General features: G+C 47.6%; 19 protein-coding genes. 4 read left to right on the plus strand and 15 right to left on the minus strand.

What is annotated here, in order from left to right; genetic code table 11:
• Window positions 1-24: 24 nt before the first annotated feature.
• The 4 genes from BUQ98_RS15200 to BUQ98_RS15215 all read right to left on the minus strand — a co-directional run bounded on the left by BUQ98_RS15200 (window position 25) and on the right by BUQ98_RS15215 (window position 5302).
• Window positions 25-1992 carry a sensor histidine kinase gene (locus BUQ98_RS15200; protein ID WP_074214627.1) on the minus strand — a complete coding sequence of 656 codons (1968 nt, stop codon included), beginning with the start codon at window positions 1990-1992 and terminating at the stop codon, window positions 25-27.
• A gap of 245 nt (window positions 1993-2237) precedes the next feature.
• Window positions 2238-3260 carry an NADP-dependent oxidoreductase gene (locus BUQ98_RS15205; RefSeq protein ID WP_074214628.1) on the minus strand — a complete coding sequence of 341 codons (1023 nt, stop codon included), beginning with the start codon at window positions 3258-3260 and terminating at the stop codon, window positions 2238-2240.
• A gap of 76 nt (window positions 3261-3336) precedes the next feature.
• Window positions 3337-4494, minus strand: a complete 1158-nt coding sequence (locus BUQ98_RS15210; RefSeq protein ID WP_074214629.1) for an iron-containing alcohol dehydrogenase — start codon at window positions 4492-4494, stop codon at window positions 3337-3339.
• A 202-nt stretch (window positions 4495-4696) separates the two neighbouring features.
• Window positions 4697-5302, minus strand: coding sequence for a TetR/AcrR family transcriptional regulator (locus BUQ98_RS15215; protein WP_074214630.1), 606 nt, complete (start codon window positions 5300-5302; stop codon window positions 4697-4699).
• A gap of 627 nt (window positions 5303-5929) precedes the next feature.
• Here BUQ98_RS15215 and BUQ98_RS15220 point away from each other — a divergent pair.
• From BUQ98_RS15220 to BUQ98_RS15230, 3 genes are all read left to right on the plus strand, one after another.
• Window positions 5930-6232 carry a DUF6916 family protein gene (locus tag BUQ98_RS15220; protein ID WP_139294782.1) on the plus strand — a complete coding sequence of 101 codons (303 nt, stop codon included), beginning with the start codon at window positions 5930-5932 and terminating at the stop codon, window positions 6230-6232.
• A gap of 162 nt (window positions 6233-6394) precedes the next feature.
• Complete coding sequence (locus tag BUQ98_RS15225; protein ID WP_074214632.1) at window positions 6395-6826, plus strand: hypothetical protein; 432 nt, start codon at window positions 6395-6397, stop codon at window positions 6824-6826.
• Window positions 6827-7012: 186 nt separating this feature from the next.
• Window positions 7013-8557 (plus strand): BCCT family transporter, encoded by a 1545-nt coding sequence (locus BUQ98_RS15230; protein WP_074214633.1) that lies wholly within the window; start codon window positions 7013-7015, stop codon window positions 8555-8557.
• A 46-nt stretch (window positions 8558-8603) separates the two neighbouring features.
• On the opposite strand, the gene BUQ98_RS16855 is transcribed toward BUQ98_RS15230, so the two are convergent.
• The 11 genes from BUQ98_RS16855 to BUQ98_RS15310 all read right to left on the minus strand — a co-directional run bounded on the left by BUQ98_RS16855 (window position 8604) and on the right by BUQ98_RS15310 (window position 23558).
• A protein-coding gene (locus tag BUQ98_RS16855; protein ID WP_139294740.1) for an IS3 family transposase occupies window positions 8604-9832 on the minus strand; the annotation gives its coding sequence in 2 pieces (ribosomal slippage) (window positions 8604-9481 and window positions 9481-9832; 1230 coding nt in all).
• A gap of 105 nt (window positions 9833-9937) precedes the next feature.
• Window positions 9938-11341: an aspartate aminotransferase family protein gene (locus BUQ98_RS15245; protein ID WP_074214634.1), complete on the minus strand. Its 1404-nt coding sequence runs from the start codon at window positions 11339-11341 to the stop codon at window positions 9938-9940.
• Between the two features lie 32 nt (window positions 11342-11373).
• Window positions 11374-12933: an NAD-dependent succinate-semialdehyde dehydrogenase gene (locus BUQ98_RS15250; RefSeq protein ID WP_074214635.1), complete on the minus strand. Its 1560-nt coding sequence runs from the start codon at window positions 12931-12933 to the stop codon at window positions 11374-11376.
• A 258-nt stretch (window positions 12934-13191) separates the two neighbouring features.
• Window positions 13192-14961: a PKD domain-containing protein gene (locus BUQ98_RS15255; protein WP_074214636.1), complete on the minus strand. Its 1770-nt coding sequence runs from the start codon at window positions 14959-14961 to the stop codon at window positions 13192-13194.
• A gap of 199 nt (window positions 14962-15160) precedes the next feature.
• On the minus strand, window positions 15161-15649 hold the full coding sequence (locus BUQ98_RS15260) for an Lrp/AsnC family transcriptional regulator (RefSeq protein WP_074214637.1): 489 nt from the start codon (window positions 15647-15649) through the stop codon (window positions 15161-15163).
• A gap of 10 nt (window positions 15650-15659) precedes the next feature.
• Entirely contained in the window at window positions 15660-16655 is a 996-nt protein-coding gene (doeB, locus tag BUQ98_RS15265; protein WP_074214638.1) for a N(2)-acetyl-L-2,4-diaminobutanoate deacetylase DoeB, read from the minus strand.
• Window positions 16656-16812: 157 nt separating this feature from the next.
• Window positions 16813-18000 carry a M24 family metallopeptidase gene (locus tag BUQ98_RS15270; RefSeq protein ID WP_074214639.1) on the minus strand — a complete coding sequence of 396 codons (1188 nt, stop codon included), beginning with the start codon at window positions 17998-18000 and terminating at the stop codon, window positions 16813-16815.
• A gap of 411 nt (window positions 18001-18411) precedes the next feature.
• Window positions 18412-18738 (minus strand): hypothetical protein, encoded by a 327-nt coding sequence (locus BUQ98_RS15275; protein ID WP_074214640.1) that lies wholly within the window; start codon window positions 18736-18738, stop codon window positions 18412-18414.
• 2757 nt (window positions 18739-21495) lie between these two features.
• Entirely contained in the window at window positions 21496-22197 is a 702-nt protein-coding gene (locus BUQ98_RS15300) for a DUF4225 domain-containing protein (RefSeq protein WP_254813944.1), read from the minus strand.
• Window positions 22198-22256: 59 nt separating this feature from the next.
• Window positions 22257-22733 carry a type VI secretion system tube protein TssD gene (tssD, locus tag BUQ98_RS15305; protein WP_074214645.1) on the minus strand — a complete coding sequence of 159 codons (477 nt, stop codon included), beginning with the start codon at window positions 22731-22733 and terminating at the stop codon, window positions 22257-22259.
• A gap of 282 nt (window positions 22734-23015) precedes the next feature.
• On the minus strand, window positions 23016-23558 hold the full coding sequence (locus BUQ98_RS15310; RefSeq protein ID WP_074214646.1) for a copper resistance protein NlpE: 543 nt from the start codon (window positions 23556-23558) through the stop codon (window positions 23016-23018).
• 275 nt (window positions 23559-23833) lie between these two features.
• Here BUQ98_RS15310 and BUQ98_RS15315 point away from each other — a divergent pair, with 275 nt between their 5' ends.
• On the plus strand, window positions 23834-24520 hold the full coding sequence (locus BUQ98_RS15315; protein ID WP_074214647.1) for a type 1 glutamine amidotransferase domain-containing protein: 687 nt from the start codon (window positions 23834-23836) through the stop codon (window positions 24518-24520).
• Window positions 24521-24630: the final 110 nt, after the last annotated feature.

Consider the following 24630-nt stretch of genomic DNA (forward strand, 5'->3'; position numbering starts at 1 on the left):
CCGTTCAATTCCACACGACGCGCCCTAACTGTTGGGTAGGGCGCGTTCGGGGGCGATAAGCGGAATAGTAATGGTAAAACAGCTACCGTGATTGGGTTCGCTTTGCACCTCAATACGGCCACCGAGTATGCCGGTAACGAGGTTGAAGGTGATATGTAAGCCAAGACCTGAGCCGCCTTGACCGAGTCGGGTGGTATAAAAGGGGTCAAAAATGCGTTTTTGTACCTCGGGCGTCATCCCTGTGCCATTATCGCAGACGGTAATATGTGCTAAGCCTTCTGTGTCCTTAGTGGCCTGGATGTGGATATGACCTTGATCTTTTTGGGTAAATGCATGCACTAGCGCATTATTGATTAAATTGATCAGCGTTTGGGTGAGAGCGCCAGGGTAACTGTTCAGCTGAATCGCCTCAGGGATATCTACGTCAAGGTGGTGAGACGTGCGCTGAAGTGTCGGACGTAAAGAGAGATGGACTTCGTTGATAAGGTGGTGAAGATCGAACTCTCGTCTCATATCGCTGGTTTGATCGACGGCAAGCTGCTTAAAAGCACGGATCAATTGGGACGCGCGTGACATGTTACGCTCAACAATGCGCGCTCCTTCATCGACGTGAGTGAGAAATAGGTCCAAATCGTCACGCGTAATCGGTTGTTCGAGTTTGTGAACAAATTCTTGTTTGGTATCGAGTATTGAAGTTGAAGACATCCGCGCGTTGCCAATGGGTGTATTAAGCTCATGAGCAATGCCTGCGACTAGAGAGCCAAGTGAGGACAGTTTTTCACTTTGAACCAGTTCATCTTGGATCGCTTCTAGGCGTCTGAGCAGTGACTTAAGCTTCTCACCGTAAGCGTTAACAGCTTGGCGTAATTCGCCGACTTCGTTTATGTTCCCTATTGTTAGCTCTTCGGTGGTTTCACCTTCAATGAGCTCCCATATCTGCTGGGCTGTCTGTTGAATTTTGTCCAATAGCTTGCGGGCGGTGATGGTAGCTATCATTCCGACAACGAGCAGTAGGCCGCCAATTGCTATCATTAAAAACAGTCCCATATTATCGGCGGCGGCGGTCATTTTGCTCTTAGGGACGGCCAGCCCAATGACCCAACCTGTTTGAGGGTACTTAATGAGATGCACATAGGCGGCTTCGCTGAAAATACCGTCGTTCTTTATGGTTATCATTTTGCTTTCTGTGAGCTCTTGGCTTGTCTTAAAAGCTTGTTGCAGCCAGGGTAGTTGCTGCTTCAGTTCATCCATCGTTCGCAATGTGTGTCTGTAAGGCTGGAATTTTATCGCAGACTTGGGAAAGCTGATCGTCTTGTTGTTTGCGTCAAGGGCGAAAACATAGCCGCCGTTTTCTTTACCGTATCGTGAAAGTATGTCCGCAATACCTGCTAGCCTCATATCTACGGTCGCGACACCCACAAAGCGCTCATCGTCTTTCATCGGCACGGTACAGGTGATCATCGGCGCTTTGGTAAAAGGATCTATGTAGGCGTTTGACCAGTGGCATCTGTCTATAGGCGCACCGTGTCCGGCTTTGTACCAGCTCTCATTGTGATAACCCTTGCCCTCTGGGTGATTGTAATCGTCATAGTAAACCATGCTTTCTCCCGCGCGACCCCAGAAAAAGCTACGCCGCTCCACCCCTTGTTTAAACATGTTGGGCTCGGGCCAGATGCCTCCGCCGGCAATTGCAGGATCGCCATGATTATTGAGGATCTCAGGAAAGGTGGTGCGGAACAGGGCTTCATCTTTGGGGAGCGTGGTGCCCGCTAACGCCATCGTACTGGTCAATAGTTCGATTTGGCCGAGTTTGGCATCAAGTAAATCGAGCAGGGCGTGCTGGTTGATGTTGATCCGCTCTTGTCGCTGCGCAATCAGATCCGGTTTTACTTTCCATTCCACCACCGCAAAAATCGTCAGTAATGCCATAATCAGAACAAACGCAAAACCGAGGTTGATCTGATGACGAATCATGGGTGCGACTTTGGCCATTTTGAATACATCCTCTTTCTTAGCTGAAACAGGTGTGGGGCGGTTGTGTCCTGCGGTCAGCCTTGCCAAATTTCGATGAAGCTAGTCAATCATCCCCATTAGTGTAGTTGGCACTGAGTGTTTCTTCTGCATCAAGAAGGGGAGTGGAACGGAAAAGCGAACGTCACTCATAAAAAACCCCCTTAGCGATCCATCGCTAAGGGGGAGGCAGGGTTTTCGGTATTACGAGATAAAGCGCGGATACTTTATTTAATATTGACCACCATCTTGCCGAAGTTTCGGCCTTCGAGTACATCAATCAGTGCTTGAGGCGCTTGCTCAAAGCCATCCACCGCGTGTTCACGGTAATGGATTTGGCCTTCACCGACCCATTTGGCCATGTCGTGAGCGAACTCGGGATAACGGTGCGCGTAGTCATCAAAAATGATGAAACCTTTTACGGTTAGGCGCTTAACCAAGATGGTCCCCATCAACTGCGAAAGGCGGTCTGGGCCTTCTGGCAGGGCGGTGTTGTTGTATTGAGATACCAAGCCACACACGGGAACACGTGCCCCTGTGTTAAGTAATGGCATCACCGCATCAAATACCTTGCCGCCGACGTTTTCAAAGTACACATCAATGCCTTGCGGGCAGGCTTCGGCAAGCTGCTCGGCAAAGTTATCGGCTTTGTGATCGATACAGGCGTCAACACTGAGGTGTTCACGAGCGTATTGGCATTTATCTTCACCACCGGCAACCGCTACCACGCGGCAGCCTTTCAGCTTACCAATTTGTGCGACGGTCGCACCAACGGGGCCGGTTGCGGCCGCGACGACAAGAGTATCGCCTTCTTTGGGTTGGCCGATATCTAATAAGCCCATGTAGGCGGTGAAGCCGGGCATTCCCAAGATCCCAAGTGCGTATGAAACCGGCGCGAGATCAGGGTTAAGTTTAAGCAGGGTATCGCCATCGACGACAGAATGGGTTTCCCAGCCTTTATAAGCCAGTACCCAATCGCCGGCTTGGTAATCGGCATGGTTCGATTCCAGTACTTGACCCACGGTGGCGCCGACCATCAGGCCATCAATCGCTACCGGTTCAGCGTACGATTTAGCATCGCTCATCCGGCCGCGCATGTATGGGTCAATCGATAGGTGATGGTTTTCAATCAGGACGTCGTTGTTGCCAAGTGCGGGAATGGCGACTTCTTCTAAGCGAAAGTTCTCGGCAGTGGGTGCGCCAACTGGGCGTGATGCGAGAACAAAACGTTGATTTGTTAATGCTGACATTAGTTCCTCCCTTGATGTTGGGAAAAGAGGCGGCTGATTCAGCGCGCCTCACAATAGCAATGAAATAAACCGGTGATTAGAGCGCGGCTTGCAGCACGCGGCGACACACGTCCGGGGTAACATCGCCATGTTCGCCGAGCTGGGTCATACCGTGTTGGGTTAGACTTTCAATCAACGGCTCAATCGCGGTTTCATCCAGATCGTAATCCCGCATGCGTGTTTTCACGTTCATGCGCTCGAAGAAATCGCGCGTTTTCTCGATCGCTAATTTGGCTTTCTCGGCGTCGCTACCTTGCTCAATATGCCAAACACGTTCAGCAAATTGTGCGAGTTTGGCCTGTTTTTGCTCAAACTTCTCGTTGAGCATCGCAGGCAGTACCACGGCAAGGGTTTGGGCGTGGTCTAAGCCATGCTGAGCAGTGAGCTCATGGCCGAGCATGTGGGTTGACCAGTCTTGCGGGACACCGACACCAATTAAGCCGTTCAATGCCAGAGTGGCTGTCCACATCAGGCTGGCACGCACGTTGTAATCTTCTGGGGTTTCCAGAGCCTGTGGGCCCAGCTCAACCAAGGTTTGTAGCAGGCCTTCGGCAAAGCGGTCTTGCACCGGCGCATTGGCAGGATAGGTGAGGTATTGCTCAACCACGTGAACAAACGCATCGACCGCACCGTTCCCCACTTGGCGGATAGGTAGGGTGTAGGTTTTCACCGGATCCAACACTGAGAACTGCGGGAACACCAGCTCGCTCATAAACGGCAGTTTCGCTTGCATCGACTCACGGGTCACCACTGAGCCTTTGTTCATCTCAGAGCCGGTAGCAGGCAAAGTGAGCACGGAGCCAAATGGCAGCGCCGCTTCTACTTTGCCACCCATGCTGGTGAGAATGTCCCATGCGTCGCCGTCATATTTCGCGGCCGCAGCAACGAATTTGGTGCCATCAATCACCGAGCCACCGCCAACGGCGAGGAGGTAGTTATAGCCTTCAGCGCCGACTTTCTCGACCGCTTTCATTAGGGTGTCATAACGTGGGTTGGGCTCAATGCCGCCAAATAGGCCAAATTGACGCTGACCTAATGCTTGTTCGACTTCATCCAAGGTGCCGTTTTTGCGCGCACTTTGGCCGCCGAACAGTATCAGAACTTTTGAATCGGCCGGGATGAGCCGATCCAGCTCGGCAATCTTACCTTCGCCAAAAACGATACGTGTGGGATTGTAGAACTCAAAGTTGTTCATTGCTCATCCTTCCTTTTATTGTGCTTGATGGTATCAAGCGTTTATTTAAATTAGACCGGTCGTCTAGTTAGTGCCGGTTAAAAACCCGCTTCAGCGGGTTTTGTGTTGATGGTGGCTGCGCGAGACAAATAATAAAGTCGCGGGTGTCACGCATCGGGTGTTTACTTATTGTTTGCACCGTGCTTTGTATGGCACGGCTTGATTAATCGATCAGCCCGAGCTTTTCTTCGGTGATGGTCATCGCTTGCGCGAGATGACTGTCGTTGCGATGCAGCTTGGTTAACAAACTGGCACCCAGCCACAATTGATACAAGGTCGTGGCAGTGGTCAGTGCGGTTTTATCATCAAACACATCATTGGCTTGAGCGAGCGTATCAGCTAAGCAGCCAATTAACTTATCGGTACCATCGCGCAGTGCCAGCCGCATTGGCTCGGATAAATCCGCCACCTCTGCACTTAACTTCACCACTAAGCAAGTTTGCACTGGATCTAGGCTGCAGTACTGTGCTTGCCAGCGCGTAAAATAGCCATGGACTCGAATAATTGGTCGCATGCTTGTCTCTGTCATAAGACGATTAACGTCTGCTAAGTAACGCGAGAAATAATGCTCTAACACGGCCTGACCAAATTGCTCTTTTGACGCAAAATAGTGATAAAACGACCCCTTGGGGACGCCAGCCTGTTTGAGTATTGCGCTGAGCCCGACACCACTGAAGCCAAATTGCGCCATGACGCTTACGCCCGTATCCAGCAAATGCTGGTGAGTGGTGTTATGGCTGGTGTGTTCTGCTGTGCTGCTTGATTTCATGAAAGGTAGCATAATCAAGATTAGACCGGTCGTCTAGTGATGTGAGAAATTTTTTATTTTGGCATCGGTTAGTGGCATAAATTGGGCCGGTATGCTGTGCGAAATCCGAGTTTGTGTCGGATTTATTACCCTGTTCACAATTTAAACGGCACGTGGTAGCGCTGTGGTGAGAGTGTGCTTTACTAAAGATGTCAGCCAAGCTGACACACAATTTGGTAGATGATTAGCGCGCAGTAGCGCGCCACAATGAGCTAAGTCCCCGATAATGTCAGGCGCCCATGACGACACCTTGTTAGCCGCCAACCAGGCAATCAACACAAGACCATGCGGTGAGGACGCTCAACGTAGTGAGCACTCGGGGCAATGTAAACGACATTTTCATTGACCAACAACCAACAAGGAATCGCGTTACGAAGCCGCTCTTATGGAGCGGCTTTTTATTATGCGTCACTGATCCCTTCACTGACGGGTGTATTACCGACTGCGACAAACTTGAACAAGGTGATTGCTTGTTGTTGCGTTAACTCACTGAAAAAATCACTAAGCTATTGTGCATTGTCGAATTTCTCATCTAATCTTAAAACTAAAGCTATAAAAACTCACAACCCTGTGAGGATCGCGGGAGGGATGATGAATGTACTATCTTGCCAGCATGTTAGCGAGTTGATTGATGAAACAATCACGCTCATTGATGGAACCGATACCGAATATGCAATGACGCTTGTACGTGTGGATACCCATCCCGGCCATGGCGATGACGTTAATGGACACAGTGTGGAGAACTTCAGCCTGATCTTGCAAGGGCCTGAAGATACGCGCTTCCCGCAAGGGAACTACCTACTCTCGCACCCAGCACTGGGAGAGCAGGTCTTGCATATGCTACCTCTGGATGATGCCACCTATACCATCATCATTAATACCCGAGCCTGATTCCCTCCTATCTATCTACGCCTTTACACCCATGGCATTGTCCATGGGATAAGGAATATCTGATTAAATAACCGCCACTCAATTACTTAGTTCTCCCTTTTAATAGATTAGTCTCGTAAATTAAGTAGAATAAAGTGACTAAAGCTTGCAGTAGGGGGGGATATGTTTGCCTGGCTGAGTGGCTTATTTGAAAAAGAACAGCTGCAATCGTTTGTCTGGGTGAAAGGCATCATGGCGAGTAATCCTAAGGGAAGCTACGCCAAGTACAAAGCCTATTACGATCGTCACGTTAACCGAATTATTAAGGGTTACCATAGCGACTTTCTTCGCTTTGAGAAATTTGCAGAGCGTAACTATAAATACAGCGATCAATCTGTATTTATGGCAATCAAAGTAGCAAGCTATGCCTACCAGCTTGGACAGCTTAAAGTCGCGGCTTGTATCACTGCTTCGGTGATTTCGACGTGTAATCGCGCCAAAAAAAGTGAGACGCAGGTTCACCCGAAACTATATCGTGCGACGATAGTGTTGCATAAGAAGATCCTGGAAATGGGAAAAACAACGAGAAAACAAAAAAGCGCAGACCCAGCTTGATAACGTACGAGCTGGTGGCGTTTTGTGCATTTAATAAAAGTGTCATAAATCTTTTAAACCCCCGCCAAATCTGAATAAGTGATGTCTGTCACGGTTTCTTCTCTATCCCTGTGAGTCAATTTGTTCTGGTCATTCATTCGCCACGCTGATAGAGTCCCATCCCTCACACACCTTGTGAGCGAACTAATGCTTAAATCTACACAAAATAATGACCGACTTGTTGCCGTATTTACCATCGGCTTTGTCGCTGTCTTCCTTGCCTTTGCCCTGTTTGACCTAAAACATTTTTCCTCTGTGATCCAGTCTCTATTCTCTGAGTCTGCCAACCTTTTTGGTTACTGGTGGCAGTGGCTAATGGTGATCAATTTCGTGCTGGCGCTTGCTATCGGCGGCAGCAAATACGGTAAATTGAAACTTGGCGCCACGGATACCGTCTCGATGAGTCGTTTCCGTTGGGTTGCGATGATCATGTGTACCCTGCTTGCCGGCGGTGGTGTCTTTTGGTCAGCCGCGGAACCTATCTATCACTTCATGACGCCACCCCCAGCACTGGGTGAGATGGAAGCGGGGGTGATGGAAACTGTTGCCCCTGCGTTAAGCCAAAGCTTTTTCCACTGGGGCTTCTTAGCCTGGGCGGTATTAGGCACCTTGGCGACCATCGTCCTTATGTATGCACATCACCAAGCCGGTGTTCGTCTGCGTCCTCGCGCGCTGCTATACCCATTGCTCGGTGATAAACTGGAAAACCACTGGTTGGGGTCGGTGATCGACGCCTGTTCCATCATTGCCGTGGCAGCCGGAACCATTGGCCCAATTGGCTTCCTAGCAACCCAGCTGGGTTATAGCTTGGAAAGCTTTGTGGGTATCGAGAACACCATGCCGATGCAGATGCTGATCTTAGCTGCTGTCGTCGCCATTTATTCCATCTCTGCGTTTACCGGTATGGATAAAGGCCTACAATGGCTCAGCCGTATGAATGTGATTGGTGCGGCGGTGTTGTTGGGCGTGGTGATCGTACTCGGTCCTACTGGCTTTATCTTTGAGCAATTTGGCTCAGGCTTTAGCTACTACCTCAGTAACATGCACACCCTCGCACTGAACACCGATAATGGTGGTTGGAATGCCTGGTGGACCTGGTTTTTCTGGGGTTGGTTTATCGGCTTTGCGCCCATGATGGCGATCTTTATCGCACGTATCTCGAAAGGCCGTTCGATTCGTGAACTGATTTTCGCGGTCGCGATTTGTGCGCCGATTGCGACTAACTTCTGGTTCTCTGTGCTAGGCGGTACGGGTATCTTTTATGAGTTGCAATCGCCTGGCAGCATTTCTGGCCCGATGGCGGATGCGGGATTGCCTGCGATTTTGATTGCGTCACTGTCACAGCTGCCTTATAGCGTGATTTTGATCCCGGCCTTTATGTTGCTTACCACAACGTTTGTGGCGACAACTGGTGATTCAATGGCGTACTCGATTGCGATGGCTGTGTCAGGTGACAATCAGCCAACCCGACGTCATCGTCTTTTCTGGGCGATTATAATGGGTGTGGTTGCGGGTGTGCTTCTGCTTGCCGGTGACGGTGGCTTGAATGCGCTCCAGTCGTTCATTGTGATCACCGCTGTGCCTGTGTCTTTCTTGATTGCTTTCACCTTTATTACCGGTCCAATTGCGGTGATGCGGATGCAAAAAGAAAAAGAAGCGAACTTAGCGCTGCAGCCTGCAACAGCAAGCTAATAGCGTCGCAAGCTATTTGTCCCGTCCTAATATAGGTTGACAGTTTTTAGGCCAGCTCCAGTAGCTGGCCTTTTTTATTATGCACCTGATTGGGGGTTGCCATACTTAAACTTAGGTGCGGTCTCATTTCGTTGTATATCGCTATCGATTCTTTTACCAGTATTTTAAGCTCTGTCAGTGTCTTACACCGGTACAGTAAAAACTCATGCTTCAGTATGCCATTGACTCTTTCCGCTAACGCGTTTTGGTAGCAATCATAACCATCCGTCATCGACGGCTGGATTTGACTCTCCTGTAGCGCACTCTGATAAACGGCTGAGCAGTATTGCGAACCTCGGTCTGAGTGATGTACCGCATTGCCGATATAGCGCTTATCTTTGACGGCCATTTTCAGCGCTTTCACTACATTGTCGACTTTCATATCTTCGCTAACGTGATGACCCACTATCTTGCGTGAGTTGGCATCGGTCACCAGTGACAGATAGTGCACACCTTGGTCTGATTCAACATAAGTGATGTCGCTGACCAGTACATGCGCAGCATCATGCAGTCCGTCTTCTTTTAGCAGGTTAGGATGCTTCTTCATCCAGTGCTTACTACACGTAGTTTTTGTGTAGCTTTTCTTGGGTTTAACCAGTAAGCCTTCGCTTCTCAGATAGCTAAAAAACCCGTCTCGCCCTAGCTTAATTTCGTGTTCAGCTAGCTTGGGCTTTACCAACGCGTAGAGCTTACGCGCCCCTAACCTCGGCATATACTTACGCCAGTATTGGACCCAGTCTCTGATGATTGATAGTTCAGCTCTTCGGCTTTCCATTCGAGCAACGGCTTGATAGACACCTTGCCGAGAAATGCCTGTGGCACGACATGCCGCCGCTAACTTTATTTTACTTTTGGCTTTGGCTTGCCAGATGTACCGGATAAGTACTTTTTTCTGAGGCCGGCTCCGTACTCATTGTCCATGATATCGACCATACCATTGAGGATTTGGTTACGCAGTTTCTCTTCGGCTAACTCACGCTCAAGGCGCTTGATAGTTTCGGATGGGGTTTCTTTTGAATGTGGCATAAGGGGATGCTGAAATGGCTTCGACCAATCGAGTCTACCATGTTTTCTGAGCCAGACGAGTACCGTTGAGCGGCCCTGAATGCCAAAACGGGCTTGAGCTTGTTTGTACGTCATTTCGCCTTTTTCAACACGCTCTACAACGCCTAATTTAAAGGCTAAGGTGTAATCACGTTGCGTGCGCTTACGGCTTGAATTACTTGATGTTGTCATAAAGAAGTCCTCTTTATGTCAACGTATTTCAGGACGGGACAATTCCATAATAAAAAGCGCCGTTAATTCGGCGCTTTTTTTATTTGCGGTTTCAGCCAATCAACTTTATTTAGGTTGCCATTTCCCACTGGAAACCAGCGTATCCATTACCTTATCGACGGCGATTTGCGCGCGGGCAACGATGTCGTCTACTTCATTGGGGGTGACCACCAGTGGTGGTGCAAAACCCAGAATGTCGCCGTGTGGCATGGCTCGTGCAATCAATCCTTGCTCCATACAGGCTGCTGCCACGAGTGGCCCCACTTTCAAGCTGGGATCAAAGTGACTACGGTTAGCACGATCAGACGAGAATTCCAGTGCATGCAGCAAGCCGACGCCACGGCTATCACCAATCAACGGGTGATCCGCAAACGCCGCTTTCATCTTCATTTGCAGATATTCACCCGTGGTTGCCGCGTTCTGGGTGAGGTTTTCTCGCTCAATGATATCGAGGTTACACAATGCTGCCGCGGCCCCTAGAGGGTGACCGGAGTAGGTGTAGCCATGACCAATCGCGCCCCAGGTGTCGGTGCCGTCTTCCAGTACATCCCATACCTTGTGACCGATCATCACCCCAGACAGTGGCTGATAGGCAGATGTTAACCCTTTGGCAACGGTAATCAGATCAGGCTTCATGTCGTAGTAAATCGAGCCAAAGTCGCTACCAATGCGGCCAAAACCACACACCACCTCATCGGCAATCAGCAATACATCATACTTGTCGAGCACTTTACGAATGGCGGCCCAATACCCTTCTGGCGGTGGCACAATCCCACCGGTGCCAAGCACGGGTTCGGCAATCATCGCTGCGACCGTATCGGGTCCTTCCGCAAGGATCATTTTCTCCAGTTCATCCGCGCAATGCTGTGCGAACTCAGGCTCTGTCATGCCGCTGTCTTCACGGCGATAATAGTAGGGAGCCATGGTATGTTTGATGCGCTCGATCGGTAAATCGAAGTGGGCATGGAACAAGGGCAAGCCTGTGAGTGATCCTGATGCCACGCTCGAGCCATGATAACCACGATCACGCGAGATGATTTTCTTTTTCTCAGGCTTGCCACGCGCATTGTTGTAATACCAAACGATCTTAAGTTGTGTTTCGTTGGCATCACTGCCCGACATCCCGTAATACACCTTGCTCATGCCGGGCGCCATGTTGATCAGGCGGTCTGATAAGGTCACGAGCGCTTCGTTGGTGTGGCCTACATAGGTGTGATAGTACGCGAGCTTTTTCGCTTGCTCATAAATGGCGTCGGCCATTTCTTCACGGCCATAACCGATATTGACGCAGTAGAGCCCAGCGAAGCCATCAATCAGCTCAATCCCTTCGGAGTCGGTGATGCGAATACCTTTGCCTGTCTCAATCACTCGGCCTGGCATCTCGCCGTGCGCATACTGCTTCAAGTGGGTTGAAGCATGGAATACGGTGTTTCTGTCTTTTTCCAACAAGGCTTTTGTTTCTGGACGCATGATCAGTCTCCTTATCCGTCAGCAAACCTGAATTAGCTGCCGCTCACCGTGGGCAAGCCACCTAAACAGTAGTATTTGATTTCACTAAATTCGTCGATGCCATAACGGCTTCCTTCACGGCCTAAGCCCGACTGCTTGACGCCACCAAATGGAATCGGGTGGCCGGTCATTTTCACCGAATTAACACTGACCATTCCGACTTCTAAGCCGCGCAGGCAGCGCCAAATATCACGAATATCATTGCCATACACATACGCAGAGAGTCCGTACTCGGTATCGTTGCCCATCGCAATCGCCTCATCCAAGTTATCGTAGGCAATCACGCCCGCCACGGGGCAAAAGTTTTCTTCTTGATACACCAACATATCGGGTGTCACCTTGGTGATGAGTGTGGGGGCAAAGAAGTTTTCGCCTAGGTTGGGGTTGAGTTTTCCGCCCATCACGGTCGCCCCTTTGGCTATGGCGTCATCGACAATGGCTTGTGCTTTATCCACGGCACGAGATGAAATCAATGGGCCAATATCGGTACTGGGCAGCAAACCATTACCCACTTCAAGTTCATCCATTAACGCGGAGAAGGCATCGACAAACGCTTGATGTTTGTCACGCGGCACTAAAATTTTGTTGGCGGCCAAGCAATCTTGTCCTGATGTTTGGAATTTGGCATCGATGGCCGCGCGCGCCGCTTGTTGAATATCCATGTCAGGCAAGACAATAAAGGGCGCATTGCCGCCAAGCTCCATGGCGCACTTTTTCACAGTTTGGGCGCTTTGCTCGAGTAATAACCGGCCCACACGCGTTGAGCCGGTAAAGCTCAGCGCTTTGACTTTGTCACTTTGACAGAGCTGGGTAGACACCATGGGCGCGTCGCCCATAATCACGTTAAACACCCCGGCTGGGATCCCCGCACGTTCCGCGAGCTCGGCCAATGCCAGCGCAGAAAAGGGCGTTTCTTCTGCGGGCTTGACGATCACACTACAGCCAATGGCGAGGGCTGCCGCCGCCTTACGGGTGATCATCGCGTTAGGGAAATTCCATGGGGTGATTAAGGCGGCCACTCCAATAGGCTCACGTAGTGTGGCCAAGTGTGCATTGGGAATGTGGCTAGGCATGGTGTCGCCATACACGCGTTTGGCTTCTTCGGCAAACCAGTGAATGAAGGAGGCACCATATTCCACTTCGCCCTCGGCGTCGCGCAGTGTTTTGCCTTGTTCCAGTACCATCAGATGAGCAAGATCGTGTTGGTTTTCCATGATTAAGTCGTGCCATTTCATCAATAGCTTGGCGCGTGTTTCGGCGGACTCGGCACGCCACAGATGGAAGGCGGTCTCGGCGTCATCGATGGTTTGATTGATTTGCGTGGCGTTGAGCGATGCGGTGTAACCAAGCACTTCGCCCGTCGCGGGGTTGAGCACGGGTGTATCTGAATCGCCATTGACCCATTTACCGTTGCAATAGGCAAGTTGGCGAAAAAGACGCTGATCGTCCAGGTACGCGAGAACGTCTGAACTGGCTTTGCCGGCTACATCATGACGCAATGCATTGGCTGCGCTGCCAGTGTAGTTAAGATCGCGTGATTGGAATACGGTCATACTCCCTCCTGGTTCAAAATCGCCACGCTGCCTATCAGCGTTTGCATACTGTTACTGTATGCAATGGGCGAAAAAGAGGTTTTTTGTTCAAACGCCGAATTGACGAAATTTTTTCTTAAACCACGCAATGACAGAAGAAAATTTTCTGGTAGCGATAAAAGTGCTGAATTGTACGTGATAAAGCTATGGATAGACGCGGAGGCTAGGATAAAATCAGGTGCACCAATAAATCAGTGCACCTGAGGCTTGCGCGATTGTTTATGGGTTCACATCCAATGTGACACCAGTGAAAGTACGATAGCCACGAATACCAATAAACACCTCATCGCCAGCGTTGACATCCACCTGACAGCGTTCATTGTTGCCACTGGTGTACGGGCGACATTGGTACTGGTTTTGGTCTGGCTTGGTGCCTTTTTGTACATACAAGTCGGCATCGCCCGTGCCACCATACATGCGCACGGTGGCGCTGCCTGCTTGTGGCGCGGTATAAGCGAAGTATTGCCAGCTGCTGCGTTGACCGCTTAGCTCGGTGCGTGGAAAGTCGTTAACATTGTCCACGGTAAAGGCTTTACGCACCGAATCCGTCAGCCCTTGGTCATCGGTGACGGTCAGTGCCACGGAATAAGTGCCAGCGGTGCCGTACTTATGTGACGCTGTCACACCATTCGCTTGATAGCCATCACCAAAGTCCCATTGATAGCTGACGATGCTGCCATCGCTGTCATTGGCACCATTGGCGTCAAACTCACAGCTTAGTGCTGTGCATTGTCCCGTAAAGATAGCATTTGGCACGCCTCCCGACTGGTGATCGCCTTTAGGAGGGACATTATCAAACTCACCGGCCACTTGTGGCCAAATTTTGTCAATACGCACCCCTTGGTTTTCACAGCCGCCAAAGTGATGCAGGGCTATCACATTGTGGCTGTCTTTTGCGAGCACGGGTGAGCCCGATGAGCCGCCAGTGGTGTCACAAAAATAGCCGGTGTCTGTACCCGTTCCGCGACCATTGGTGATGGCGACGTCAATCTGGCATATTCCACCACTGTTTTGGTCGCTTTCAATCGAGAGCTCTTTCGGGTTACCTGCGCCGTGTTGCGGAATAAAAATGGTTTCGCCACGTTGAGGTTGGCGCACATCAAGTCCCATATAACCGAACTGCGCCACTTTGGCGAAGTTGTTCACGCTAAATAGGGTGTAATCGAGGGTGTAATCAGTGTTGAGTAGTTGCGCACCAGTGACTTTCACCACATCAGTAATTTGACCACTGCCACAGGTGGGGCGCTGATAATTAAACCACACTTCGGTGTTGGCAAGCTCGGTCTGGCTTTCGACACAGTGGTTGTTGGTGAACATGTGATTGTCTGGCCCTACACGCCAGCCGGTGCATAAGCCACTGCCATTCATTAATAAACGGGCCACTGGGCGACTGCGCTCATATTCTTCTGGTTGGCTGTCCTGCCAGCAAGCGACGTCTTTGCGCTCGTTAATACCACAGGTGGACAGCTGACCGATGTCTTGCTCAGCAATAATTTCATCGCTGGGATCGCCCGCTTTATAGGTATCGATAAGCAGGGCATGTTTTGATTGCCATTGTGTGCCTGCGGGGAGGGTGAGCGTGACCTTCGCGGTGTCGCCATGCACTGACATGGCCGCAAACTGATTCACACCGTCTTCGCCGTTTTTTGCGTTGAAGGTGCGCTGGCCATTGACTTGCATGGTGTAACGATAGTGCTCTTGACCATCTTCACTGCTCACTGTGACATAGGCCCCCTCCGGTAGAGAGAATTGCGAAAAATGTACCTTAATAAAGGCGGCGTTAACTTGGTGTACTTTGATGGTTTTTTGATAAGGGGTAGTGAGTGAAAATGCCTGGAAATTTGGTGGTGGTGTGAGGTTGGCATCCAGCGAGTATTGGCTTGCGATTTGGATTGGACTGAGCGCTTTGTCACCGATGTTAGCTACTGCCGATGATGAACAAAGTGTCATTACTGCTAGTGTCGTACAGAATAATAACGGTCTTTTCATGGTTCCCTCTATCTTCCGTGAGTATTGTGAAAGTCACAGTGATAAAGGCTAGTGAAGCTTTTATTGATAGGTGAACTTAATTGTCTTTAATGTTGGACATGTCATGCGGTGATGTAACAGGTAAATAGATGTTGCTAAAAAGTTAACGACTTATGCGGGTACGTGATTGCGTACTAGCAAGCAAGGATTAAGCCTTTTTTTAACCATTGGCAGCAATATCCGGTGTTTCAAGCGGTAAGGTGAGGGTCGGTCGCTTCACCTGTTTGGTGACGATATAGGTGTAGTACTGTTTGATGCCAAGGTCGTCAGTTAGCCAGCTATCAATCAGGCGCTGATAGTAGTCAATGTCGGTGACACCAAGACGAACAATATAATCAATCCCACCGCCCGTCGCCCAACACTCTTTGACATCGTCGCAGTGCTGCATGGCACGTTCGAAACGTTGAAAACTGTCAACATCATGCTGGCCAAGGGTGATCTCGACCAGCACAGTGTTAAGTTTAACCATCGCATCTGGGTTGATACGTGCGCCATAGCCCTCGATGACACCGGCTTGCTCGAGCCGTTTTACCCGCTCCCAACAGGGGCTCACAGACAGGTTGATGGCCTGCGCGAGATTGGATTTGGTCATGCGGCCATCTTGCTGCAAGATTTGCAAAATTTTGATATCGAACTTATCCAGCTTCATGGCCCCTCCGCTAAACAGGCTCGGCAATTACCGCAAAGGTATCGCCGATAAAGATCCGTCCAAGGTGACGTTTGGCCAATAAAATGCCATCACGTTCGGCATAGTAGGGGACAGGCTCGGTGCCCGTACGTTCAATATTATGCACTTTGCCTATCAAATCACCTTGCTTGATGGTATCGCCTAAGTGCACAGAGAACTCAATAATGCCCGCGTGTTCACTTTGCACATAGCAGTGTTTATCTGGTAGCTCGAGCTTGGTGGGCGCGGTGGGTGGGTGGCGATAGTCGTCTTGTAGAATGCCCGAAAATACTAAAAAGTTATGAATACCACGTTGGGTAATCGCGATGGAGTCTGGTGTGCTGGTGCCGCCGCCACCAAGTTCTGTGGTCACAAATACTTTGCCTTGTTGCTCGACGGCGGTGTCGTACATGCTGGTGGCATCCATTTCAGTGGTTTGCACCTGATACGGTGCACCAAACAGACGCGCCCCTTCGGCACAGGCGTCGGCTTGTTGCAGGTTTTCTAATCGGTGTGACGCCGCATAGGGAATAAGATCCAAGGTTTTACCACCAGAATGAATATCGAGTGCGGTATCACACTGAGGGATCAAATAGCGGGTGAAGTAATCGGCAATTTGCTCGGTCACACTGCCGGTTGGTGAACCAGGAAAAGCGCGGTTCATGTTGCCTTGATCCCAAGGGGAAGTGCGTGTGCCTGCGGTCACGGCGGGCGCGTTCATCAACGGAAGGATAATCACACGGCCTTTGATGTCACCTGGCATCAGTTGATGACAGGTATTGAGCAAGGCAGTAATGCCTTCGTATTCATCCCCGTGGTTACCTCCGGTAAGCAGGGCTGTCTTGCCTTCGCCGTTTTTGATCACGGTGATCGGGATGGTGACACAACCCCATGCGGATTGGTCGTGAGAGTGAGGCAGTTTAAGAAAGCCATGCTGCACGCCATCGGCATGAAAGTCGACGGTAGCTTCAATCGCGGTGGGTTCCATAACCTCTCCTTGTCATCTGTCGTGGTGATCAATCCAGCGAAAATAGATAAAGTTTGATTTTAAATCATCACGTTATGAGTGTAGCTAAAAATACTCACTTAGCTGAATAGAAAAGGGCACAATTTTTGTGCCCTCGTTCAGTCAGCGCTATATTTGCCTAGTGTTTGACGAATAATTGGCGCGGTAGATCGCACAAGGTTTGAGCCCCATCGCGGGTGATCACGATGCTTTCTGTGGTTTCTATCCCCCAGTCTTTCATCCAAAGCCCGGGCATAAAATGAAAGGTCATTCCTTCGCGCAAAATCGTTAGATCACTGGGACGCAAACTCATGGTGCGCTCGCCCCAATCGGGTGGGTAGCTTAACCCTATCGGATAGCCACAACGCGCCCCTTCACGATCGAATCCATAACGCAATAGTGCATCATTGAGTGCATTAGCAATATCACCACAGGTATTCCCCGGTTTGGCGACGGTAAGGCCTGCATCAAGACCTACTTGCAGCGCTTCGTCGGCACGTAAAAATTCAATGCCAGGATCACCCAAGAATATGGTGCGTGAGAGGGGGCAATGATAACGACGATGGACCCCCGCAATTTCAAAAAACGTCCCTTCCCCACGTTTGAATGGACGATCGTCCCAAGTTAAGTGGGGCGCAGCGGCATCACCTCCCGAGGGCAACATTGGAACAATGGCGGCATAATCGCCAAAATGACCGTCGTGGCCGACGACTGCATGTTTGTTGATTTCGGCAACCAGCAGGTGCTTAGGTAAGCCCGGTTCAATCATCTCAAAGGCGACACGGTGCATATTCTCCACGATACGTGCCGCGGTGTGCATGTAAGTGAGCTCTTGATCGGATTTGACTGCGCGGCACCAGTTGACCAGCCCGGTCGTATCGACCAAGGTTGCCATGGGTAGGTTGTCTTTCAGTGATTCAAAGGCGGTGGCGCTGAAATAGTAGTTATCTTTCTCAACACCGATGCGTCCGCGATCCCAGTAGCGTTCAGCCAGCACATAATTAGAGAGGTACTCCATTGGATGGAGTGGAGGGTTCATCACATAATGATCAGGATAGTAACTAATGCACTCGGCATTCATATACACAGTACGCAGGGCGCCATTGGCGTCTTGGATACGACCAAACCATAGCGGATCACCGGTCGAGCCAATGACAACACACTGAGGCACATAAAAAGACCAGCCATCATACCCAGTCAGCCACGCCATATTTGACGGATCGTGTACCAACAAGGTGTCGATTTCGTGTTCTTCCATGGCATAGCGAACCTTGGCTAAACGGGCGCTGTATTCTTCGTAAGAGAACTTCAATACAACGTCGCTCATACGCGTGACTCCTGTTCAATACCACGACTGTGGTGCTTATAAACGTACTACTGACCGGTAATCAAACTTGGATCAAGTATGATTACCGGTACAGAAAGGTGCCGTTTTTCGGTCTTGTTATCGAACAAACGGAGGAAGCGCTGGTGTTGCGCGGTCCTATCTAGGCGACTCTACTGTCTACTGTGGCTCATCGCTCGTACGGCCATGTGGCTCGCTCACCGGATAAGATTTTGTTTCGCCTCTAGTTAAGTGTTAAACCATGGAGTGAAAACCCGTCAAGTTTTATTAGCAACAAATTTGTCACTAAACTGCCAATCTGTGCAGACAGGAAAGTGTTGGCGTGAAGCGGGAAAGCGTGGGAAGGGGATACGAAATACGATAAGACAGATCATGAATAGTCTATGTAACACGTTATCCCGCATCCGACGTGCCTTTCTTGTGGTTCGGGTGACAAAATACACAGAGGTAAAGAGCAACTGCTAAGGCAAAAAATTGTATATATCCAGGAAGCTGGAGAGTGTCTACTATCGTATCGTTGAAAAAGAGTATGTCTCCGGCATCGTAACCTCCTTTTACCTTACCACCGTAAAAAAATATCGACATGTATTGACCCGCGCTAATGAGCATCAGTGCATACTTGGAAAAGAAAACGATTTTTTCCGACGGCGATGCATTAAACTTCTTTAATAAATAAACAAAAACAATGGAAGTTAGCACGAAAATATATTTTTCAATCACTTAAATACCTGTCTATATCGAGTGCGAGTGAGTGCGAATTTTTTTCGAAAATAAACGATTATGATTAAAGTGTTTGTTTACTGCCTTTTGGGGGTTAATAGTCCTAAAAATAAACATATAATGATACTAAGCCACCTAATCATTTCATTTTTTTTAAATGATAGATTTGGGAATATATCCATCAATAAAGCTCCATTTATGAAAATAGAGTAGTCATTTCCACCGATAAAACCAATAACTAGAACGACGTAGATGAAAAGGCATGCTGATCTTTTAAAGGGTATACGAGACACCTTTCGTAAAATAGCTAATAACAAAACTGTAATTAAGAAAAATAAAAATTCGCTCAACTTTACGAGTCCTTTATAGCTTTGATGTTGTAGTGATCTGCTGGTGCTTCCACTCCTAGTGCATACTTTCTCATTACTTGATAACCTCTCAAGTAAGTCTCGGATCTATGGATGAATAGCTTAAATATTTTTGGGTTTTTGCTATAAGTCCAAATGCGATATTCTCCTTTTATAATACTTATCGTCATCCATAACATACTATATTTTACTCTCATAAACGCTTTTATTCCCATTTTTCACTGAAAAATTTTATTTACTTAGTGAGGAATATTTAAAACTTATCATTCCTTGGAAAGTTTTTGGGATGTTTAGGTGCGCAAAATATATACATAGTACACAAAGATAAAAAGCTAGCCATTTGAATGATTGTGTTGGGGAGGAAGTGAGTAAACAAAGAGTTAAAAAAATCAGGCTCTACATCAACCCCGTTAAGCTCTACTCCGTATAATGCAATTGAGAAAAACTGCACACCCAATAAGAAAAAAATAATGCAGTATGGATAATATACAATTTTCGATAACCGAAGCTTTGATAATTTTCTTGTTATTAATATTATTATTAGTGATGTAAGAGCAAAAGATAATTCAGCGATCATTGTTTATCTCCTTATATATTTTCTTCCAGTGTAATAATCACTTGTGCCTTCTACTCCTAAAGAGAACTTACTCGTCGCCTTCAAGATAAGTCACTGTACTATAGGTCAATATTTTAAGTGCTTTATTATCTAAGATAAAGATTAAATGTTTTTATGTAAAAACACACATATGTGAAGTTTTTATTGTTCTCGTTTGGGATGGCAAAAAAATGCTAGGTAAATAACGAAAGCCAAAGCAAAGAATTGAACACTGTTGGGCAAGTCTAGGCTTTCTACCAAAAAATCTTCAAAGAACAAAATCCTGCCATCTACCCCCCCTTTTACTGGCATGCTGTATGAAAAAATTGAGTAGTATTGTACGCCAACAACAAGTAAAACGATATGTTTAAAAATGTATAAACATCTTTTTGATCTTTTCTTGACCCATTTCCTAAAGTGATAGGCTATTAATACAGTTATTATTATAAATGATATATAATTAATGGTTTTCTCTCTTTTCAATCTTCTTTTTAAATGTTAAAAGACGTGTATGTTGCCATCAAAACGGTTATATGTAAATGAGATGTGCCATTGCTTACATTTTCTATTTGATAACTCGCTTTGGTAGGCAAAAAACCAGTGTTAAGATGAAAAAAAACAGAGATGCCCACTGGATTGTAGGGTTTGGTAAGTTCATTGTACAAACAATAAATGCCTCAAAAAAAGGGATCCTAGCTGCCACGCCAGCCGTCTGTGTGCCATGTTGGAATATTGCCCAGAACTGAGTGCCTAAGAATAAAAAAAATATAAATTTTAAAAAAAGGAGAGTGCTATTCGACGGTATGCGATTTAGGCGCCAAAGGGAATAGATTAAGGCAAAAGAGATAACAAAAAACAATATAAGAGCGATCATTTTCGTACCTCTTTATACAGTGAATATGTTGTAAAACTATCACTTACGGACTCTGCGCCTAGAGATAGTCGGCTTGAGGCTTGATAACCTCTTAGGTAATCCTCGAGCTATATCGAAATAGCTTAAATCTTTTAGCATTTTTGCCCTTAGTCCAAGAGTTAGACGTTAGGGTGATCGCATGATTTTCAGTAAAAATAGTAATTTTTAATTTATTTATCAGTCGGTTACTTTGGCTTTTTGGGAAAGCAAAAAATAACAATGAGCATACAAAAAATAAATGATAGCCACTGAACGGCAGGGTTCGGTAGATGTAAGTAATGAACTATAATATCCTCAAAGAATGTAACTCTCACAGGCACGCCAGCAGTCTTGTTTCCATATTGAAAAATAGAAAAAAATTGTATTGCAAAGGGAAAAGGTACAATAACCCTTAGGAAAAAAACTTTCCTTTGCATGGCTTGGTATTTATTCGCCATAATAAATAGAAAAGAAAAATAGATGTAACAGAAAAACCTATTATACTGGTCATTTTTTCATCTCATTGTATAAGGAGTCAGCAGTCATCCCATCGCCAACGGCTCCTGTAATAAGCTATACCCACAGTGGAGCGTGACCTTTTCGAAAAGAAATGAACGTGATGAAAGTATTTATTTACTGCCTTTTGGGAGTTAGTAGCCCTAAAAATAAACATATAATGATGCTAAGCCACCTAATTACTTCATTTTCTTCAAATGATAGGTTTGGGAATATATCCATCAATAAAGTTCCATTTATGAAAATAGAGTAGTAATTCCCACCGATAAAACCAATAACTAGAACAACGTAGATGAAAAGGCATGCTGAACTTTTAAAGGATATGCGAGAGATCCCTCTCAACGCAGATAGTAGTAAAGCTGTAATTAAAAAAAATAATAACTCGCTCACTTGTATGAGTCCTTTATAGCGTCAATATTATAGTAATCTGCTGCCACTTCCACTCCCAGGGCGGACTTGCTCATTGCTTGATAACCTCTCAAGTAATCTTCAGAGCTATATCTGAAGAGCTTAAATCTTTTCGCATTTCTGCTCTTAGTCCAAGTCTGAGATGTACTCTTTGATAGTATTTGATAAGCCTTGTCGGCGTCTTTTACTGTGGTTGTTTTTGCTACCATTCCATAGCCGGACAAGGCCAAATCGACACCGTAGTAGGCCATGTTTCCATAGCTTTTAGGATATCCTGCAAATTCGGCGGCACCTTGATAAGCTTCACGAACCAAGCCAGTCGCATCTTCGTCGCCATCTACAAAGTATTTACCGTTTTCATACATGTTGTTAAGCCCATGAGTCACCAACAATGCGCCGATCGAGCATAATGATGCGGCAGAGTAAATGCATATTGCTCCACCCGCGGCAACTTGCATGGCGCCGGCAATAGTACCGATTCCTTTTGAGGCAATTAACGAAGACTGCTCCATTAAGCTGGATTGCTCTCTTTTCATTTCGGTAAGAGCTTGCGCTTTGGTTTTCTTACCCCGCTCAACGTCATTAACCAAGCACTGTTCAAACCGATCAATCTCTCTGACGAATTGATTCTTCAAAACCCCGCTTCGAATATGACGATTAGCGAGGCTTGTAGCTTGCATTGTTAGGCCTTTTCCTGCTTTTCTTACAACGGCAATGTCGTAAGGTGAGGGCTTAGATCTTACTCCCATCGTTCGTAGCCTTGGGTACCAGTAATATTATGCTTCCATACGATATCTTTATACCGAAGAGCAATGTCCTCGGACATATCTTCATCGCCGGAAATAAGGACGTGAGGCTGGTTAAACGACAGGTGTGCGATAACGGCATCAACTAACTCAATGGTGTAGTGGTTTTCGTTGTGGCCTTTATCATTGGTTCTGTAAAACCTTATCTCACACTGAATCTTCTCTTGTTTTGAAAAAGCAAGTCCAAGAAGAGGGGATGCCTTGTCGATCGGCTTTGTGATGGTTAAAGCACTGAGAGTTTTTCTGACTTGGTCCGCTTCTTTTTCTAACGAGTAGTTGCAAGCTAAAACGGTTGCTTCGTCAGTGTGTGAAATCTGCGCTTTTCGCCCGATAGAGTCATCGGTATTGCAACCTTGGGTGATACAGCCTTGCGTTTCTCCAATCATCTTTATGTATGCGGTATGGGCCACGTTTTACTCCTAGCTTGGCTATTTATCGGCCGAATATATCAACTTTGATTGGCCAGAAATAAAGGCAAAGGGTTTTCTGGAATCAACCTCTCATCTGAATCCAAATGTAAAGGTATCGTAAAATCAAAGTATTAAGTTAGATCATATTGAACTGTCTGATCGTGGTGGGTATTTCGGTGACAATATTCACTTAACAAATGGAGAAGAGATGAAGCCTGTTAAAGATTATGAAGAAAAGGGCCTGTAACCTGCCAAAACAGCGGATCACAGGCCCTCGATAGATTACTGCTTTTTCAGGTGATACATCTCAGCAAGATCGCCTTCGATGGTTTCGCCATTCATGTCTTGCATGATCACCTGGTTTTCCGCCACAAAGAAGTGGTTAGGGCTGTCAGTCAGGCCTTCAAGGATGACGACACTGCCTGTTTCATCCCAAGTGAACGTACCTTCTTCTTTCAGTGCTTCACCCTCTTTTCCTAAATATGCTTTGGTTAGTGAATAGGTTTTGTCTTGGTTGAGTGTGAGTGTGGTATCGATGCCTTCACAATCAGCACAGGGAACAACACCTTGATACGTGCCATTCCAATCGAGTGACAGTTTTGCGTTATGATGATCAACCATCTCAGAGACGGTGTTTTCTGCGCTGTCGATAGCACTTTCTGCACTATCCATCGCTTGCTCTGCACCTTCTTTCGCCGTTTCTTGTGCGTTTTCTAGGGTACTTTCTACTTGTGTATCCGTCGTGGCTTGTTCATTGGCTTGTTGTTCACAGCCTACCAAAACGGCAACGAGAGCAAGGGGTGCCAGTAAATACGTTTTTTTCATGTTGACCTCATCCTATCTATTTTTACAGTCTAAAGCAGTTGCTGGCTGTTGCCTGCAATCAATGTGTCCATTTTAGATCGTGAGCAGGCTGGGGTGTCATTGTTGCGCTAGCATTAAGTCAGGGTTAGTCGATGAAAGTAAAGAAACCGTCAATTGATTGAATTGATCTAAGCCGCGATCCATTACGTTTACACCTCTGACCTGTTAGTCTAGTTAATGACAACATAGTAAACGAATGAATTATCACCCAAACGCGTGACAAATAAGGAGCGATGATGCAACAACACAAAATTTTGATGGTGCTGACATCTCACGATGCCATGGGCGATACGGGACACAAGACAGGCTTTTGGTTAGAAGAGTTCACCACCCCTTATTACGCGTTTAAAGATGCGGGCGCAACGGTTGTCGTTGCCAGCCCGGAAGGTGGCGCGGCACCGATCGATCCAAACAGTGAAGCGGAAGATGCGCAATCGGAGTCTACTCGCCGGTTTGATGGCGATGCTGAGCTGCAAGATATGATTAATAACACGGTCACACTGAGCGATGTGAATGCGTACGAGTACGACGCGATTTTCTATCCGGGCGGCCACGGTCCATTGTGGGACTTAGCGGAAGACTCGACCTCACGTCAGTTGATTGAGACCTTCTACTATCAGGGTAAACCGGTTGGTGCGGTATGCCACGGCCCGGCCGTGTTCCGCCATACGCGTTCAGATCGCGACGAGCCACTGGTGAAAGGTAAGCGGGTTACCGGTTTTACCAATGGTGAAGAAGCTGCGGTCGGCTTGACTGAGGTGGTCCCGTTTTTGGTCGAAGACATGCTCAAAGAAAACGGCGGTCTTTATGAGAAAGCGGATGACTTTACCTCGTATGTGGTCACCGATGGCAACTTAGTGACAGGGCAAAACCCAGTGTCATCTGAAGCCTGCGTCAATGCGGTATTGGCGTTGTTAAAGTAAGTCATGTGATAGCCTCTCGATGAAAGCGCCTGTGGGCGCTTTTTTTGTATCGGGAGAGATTAGAGGGGTGTTTTTTATCCAATGGATTCGTGTAGATTAAAAACGACACG

It is taken from the genome of Salinivibrio sp. ES.052 (assembly GCF_900141775.1).
Lineage (GTDB): Bacteria > Pseudomonadota > Gammaproteobacteria > Enterobacterales > Vibrionaceae > Salinivibrio.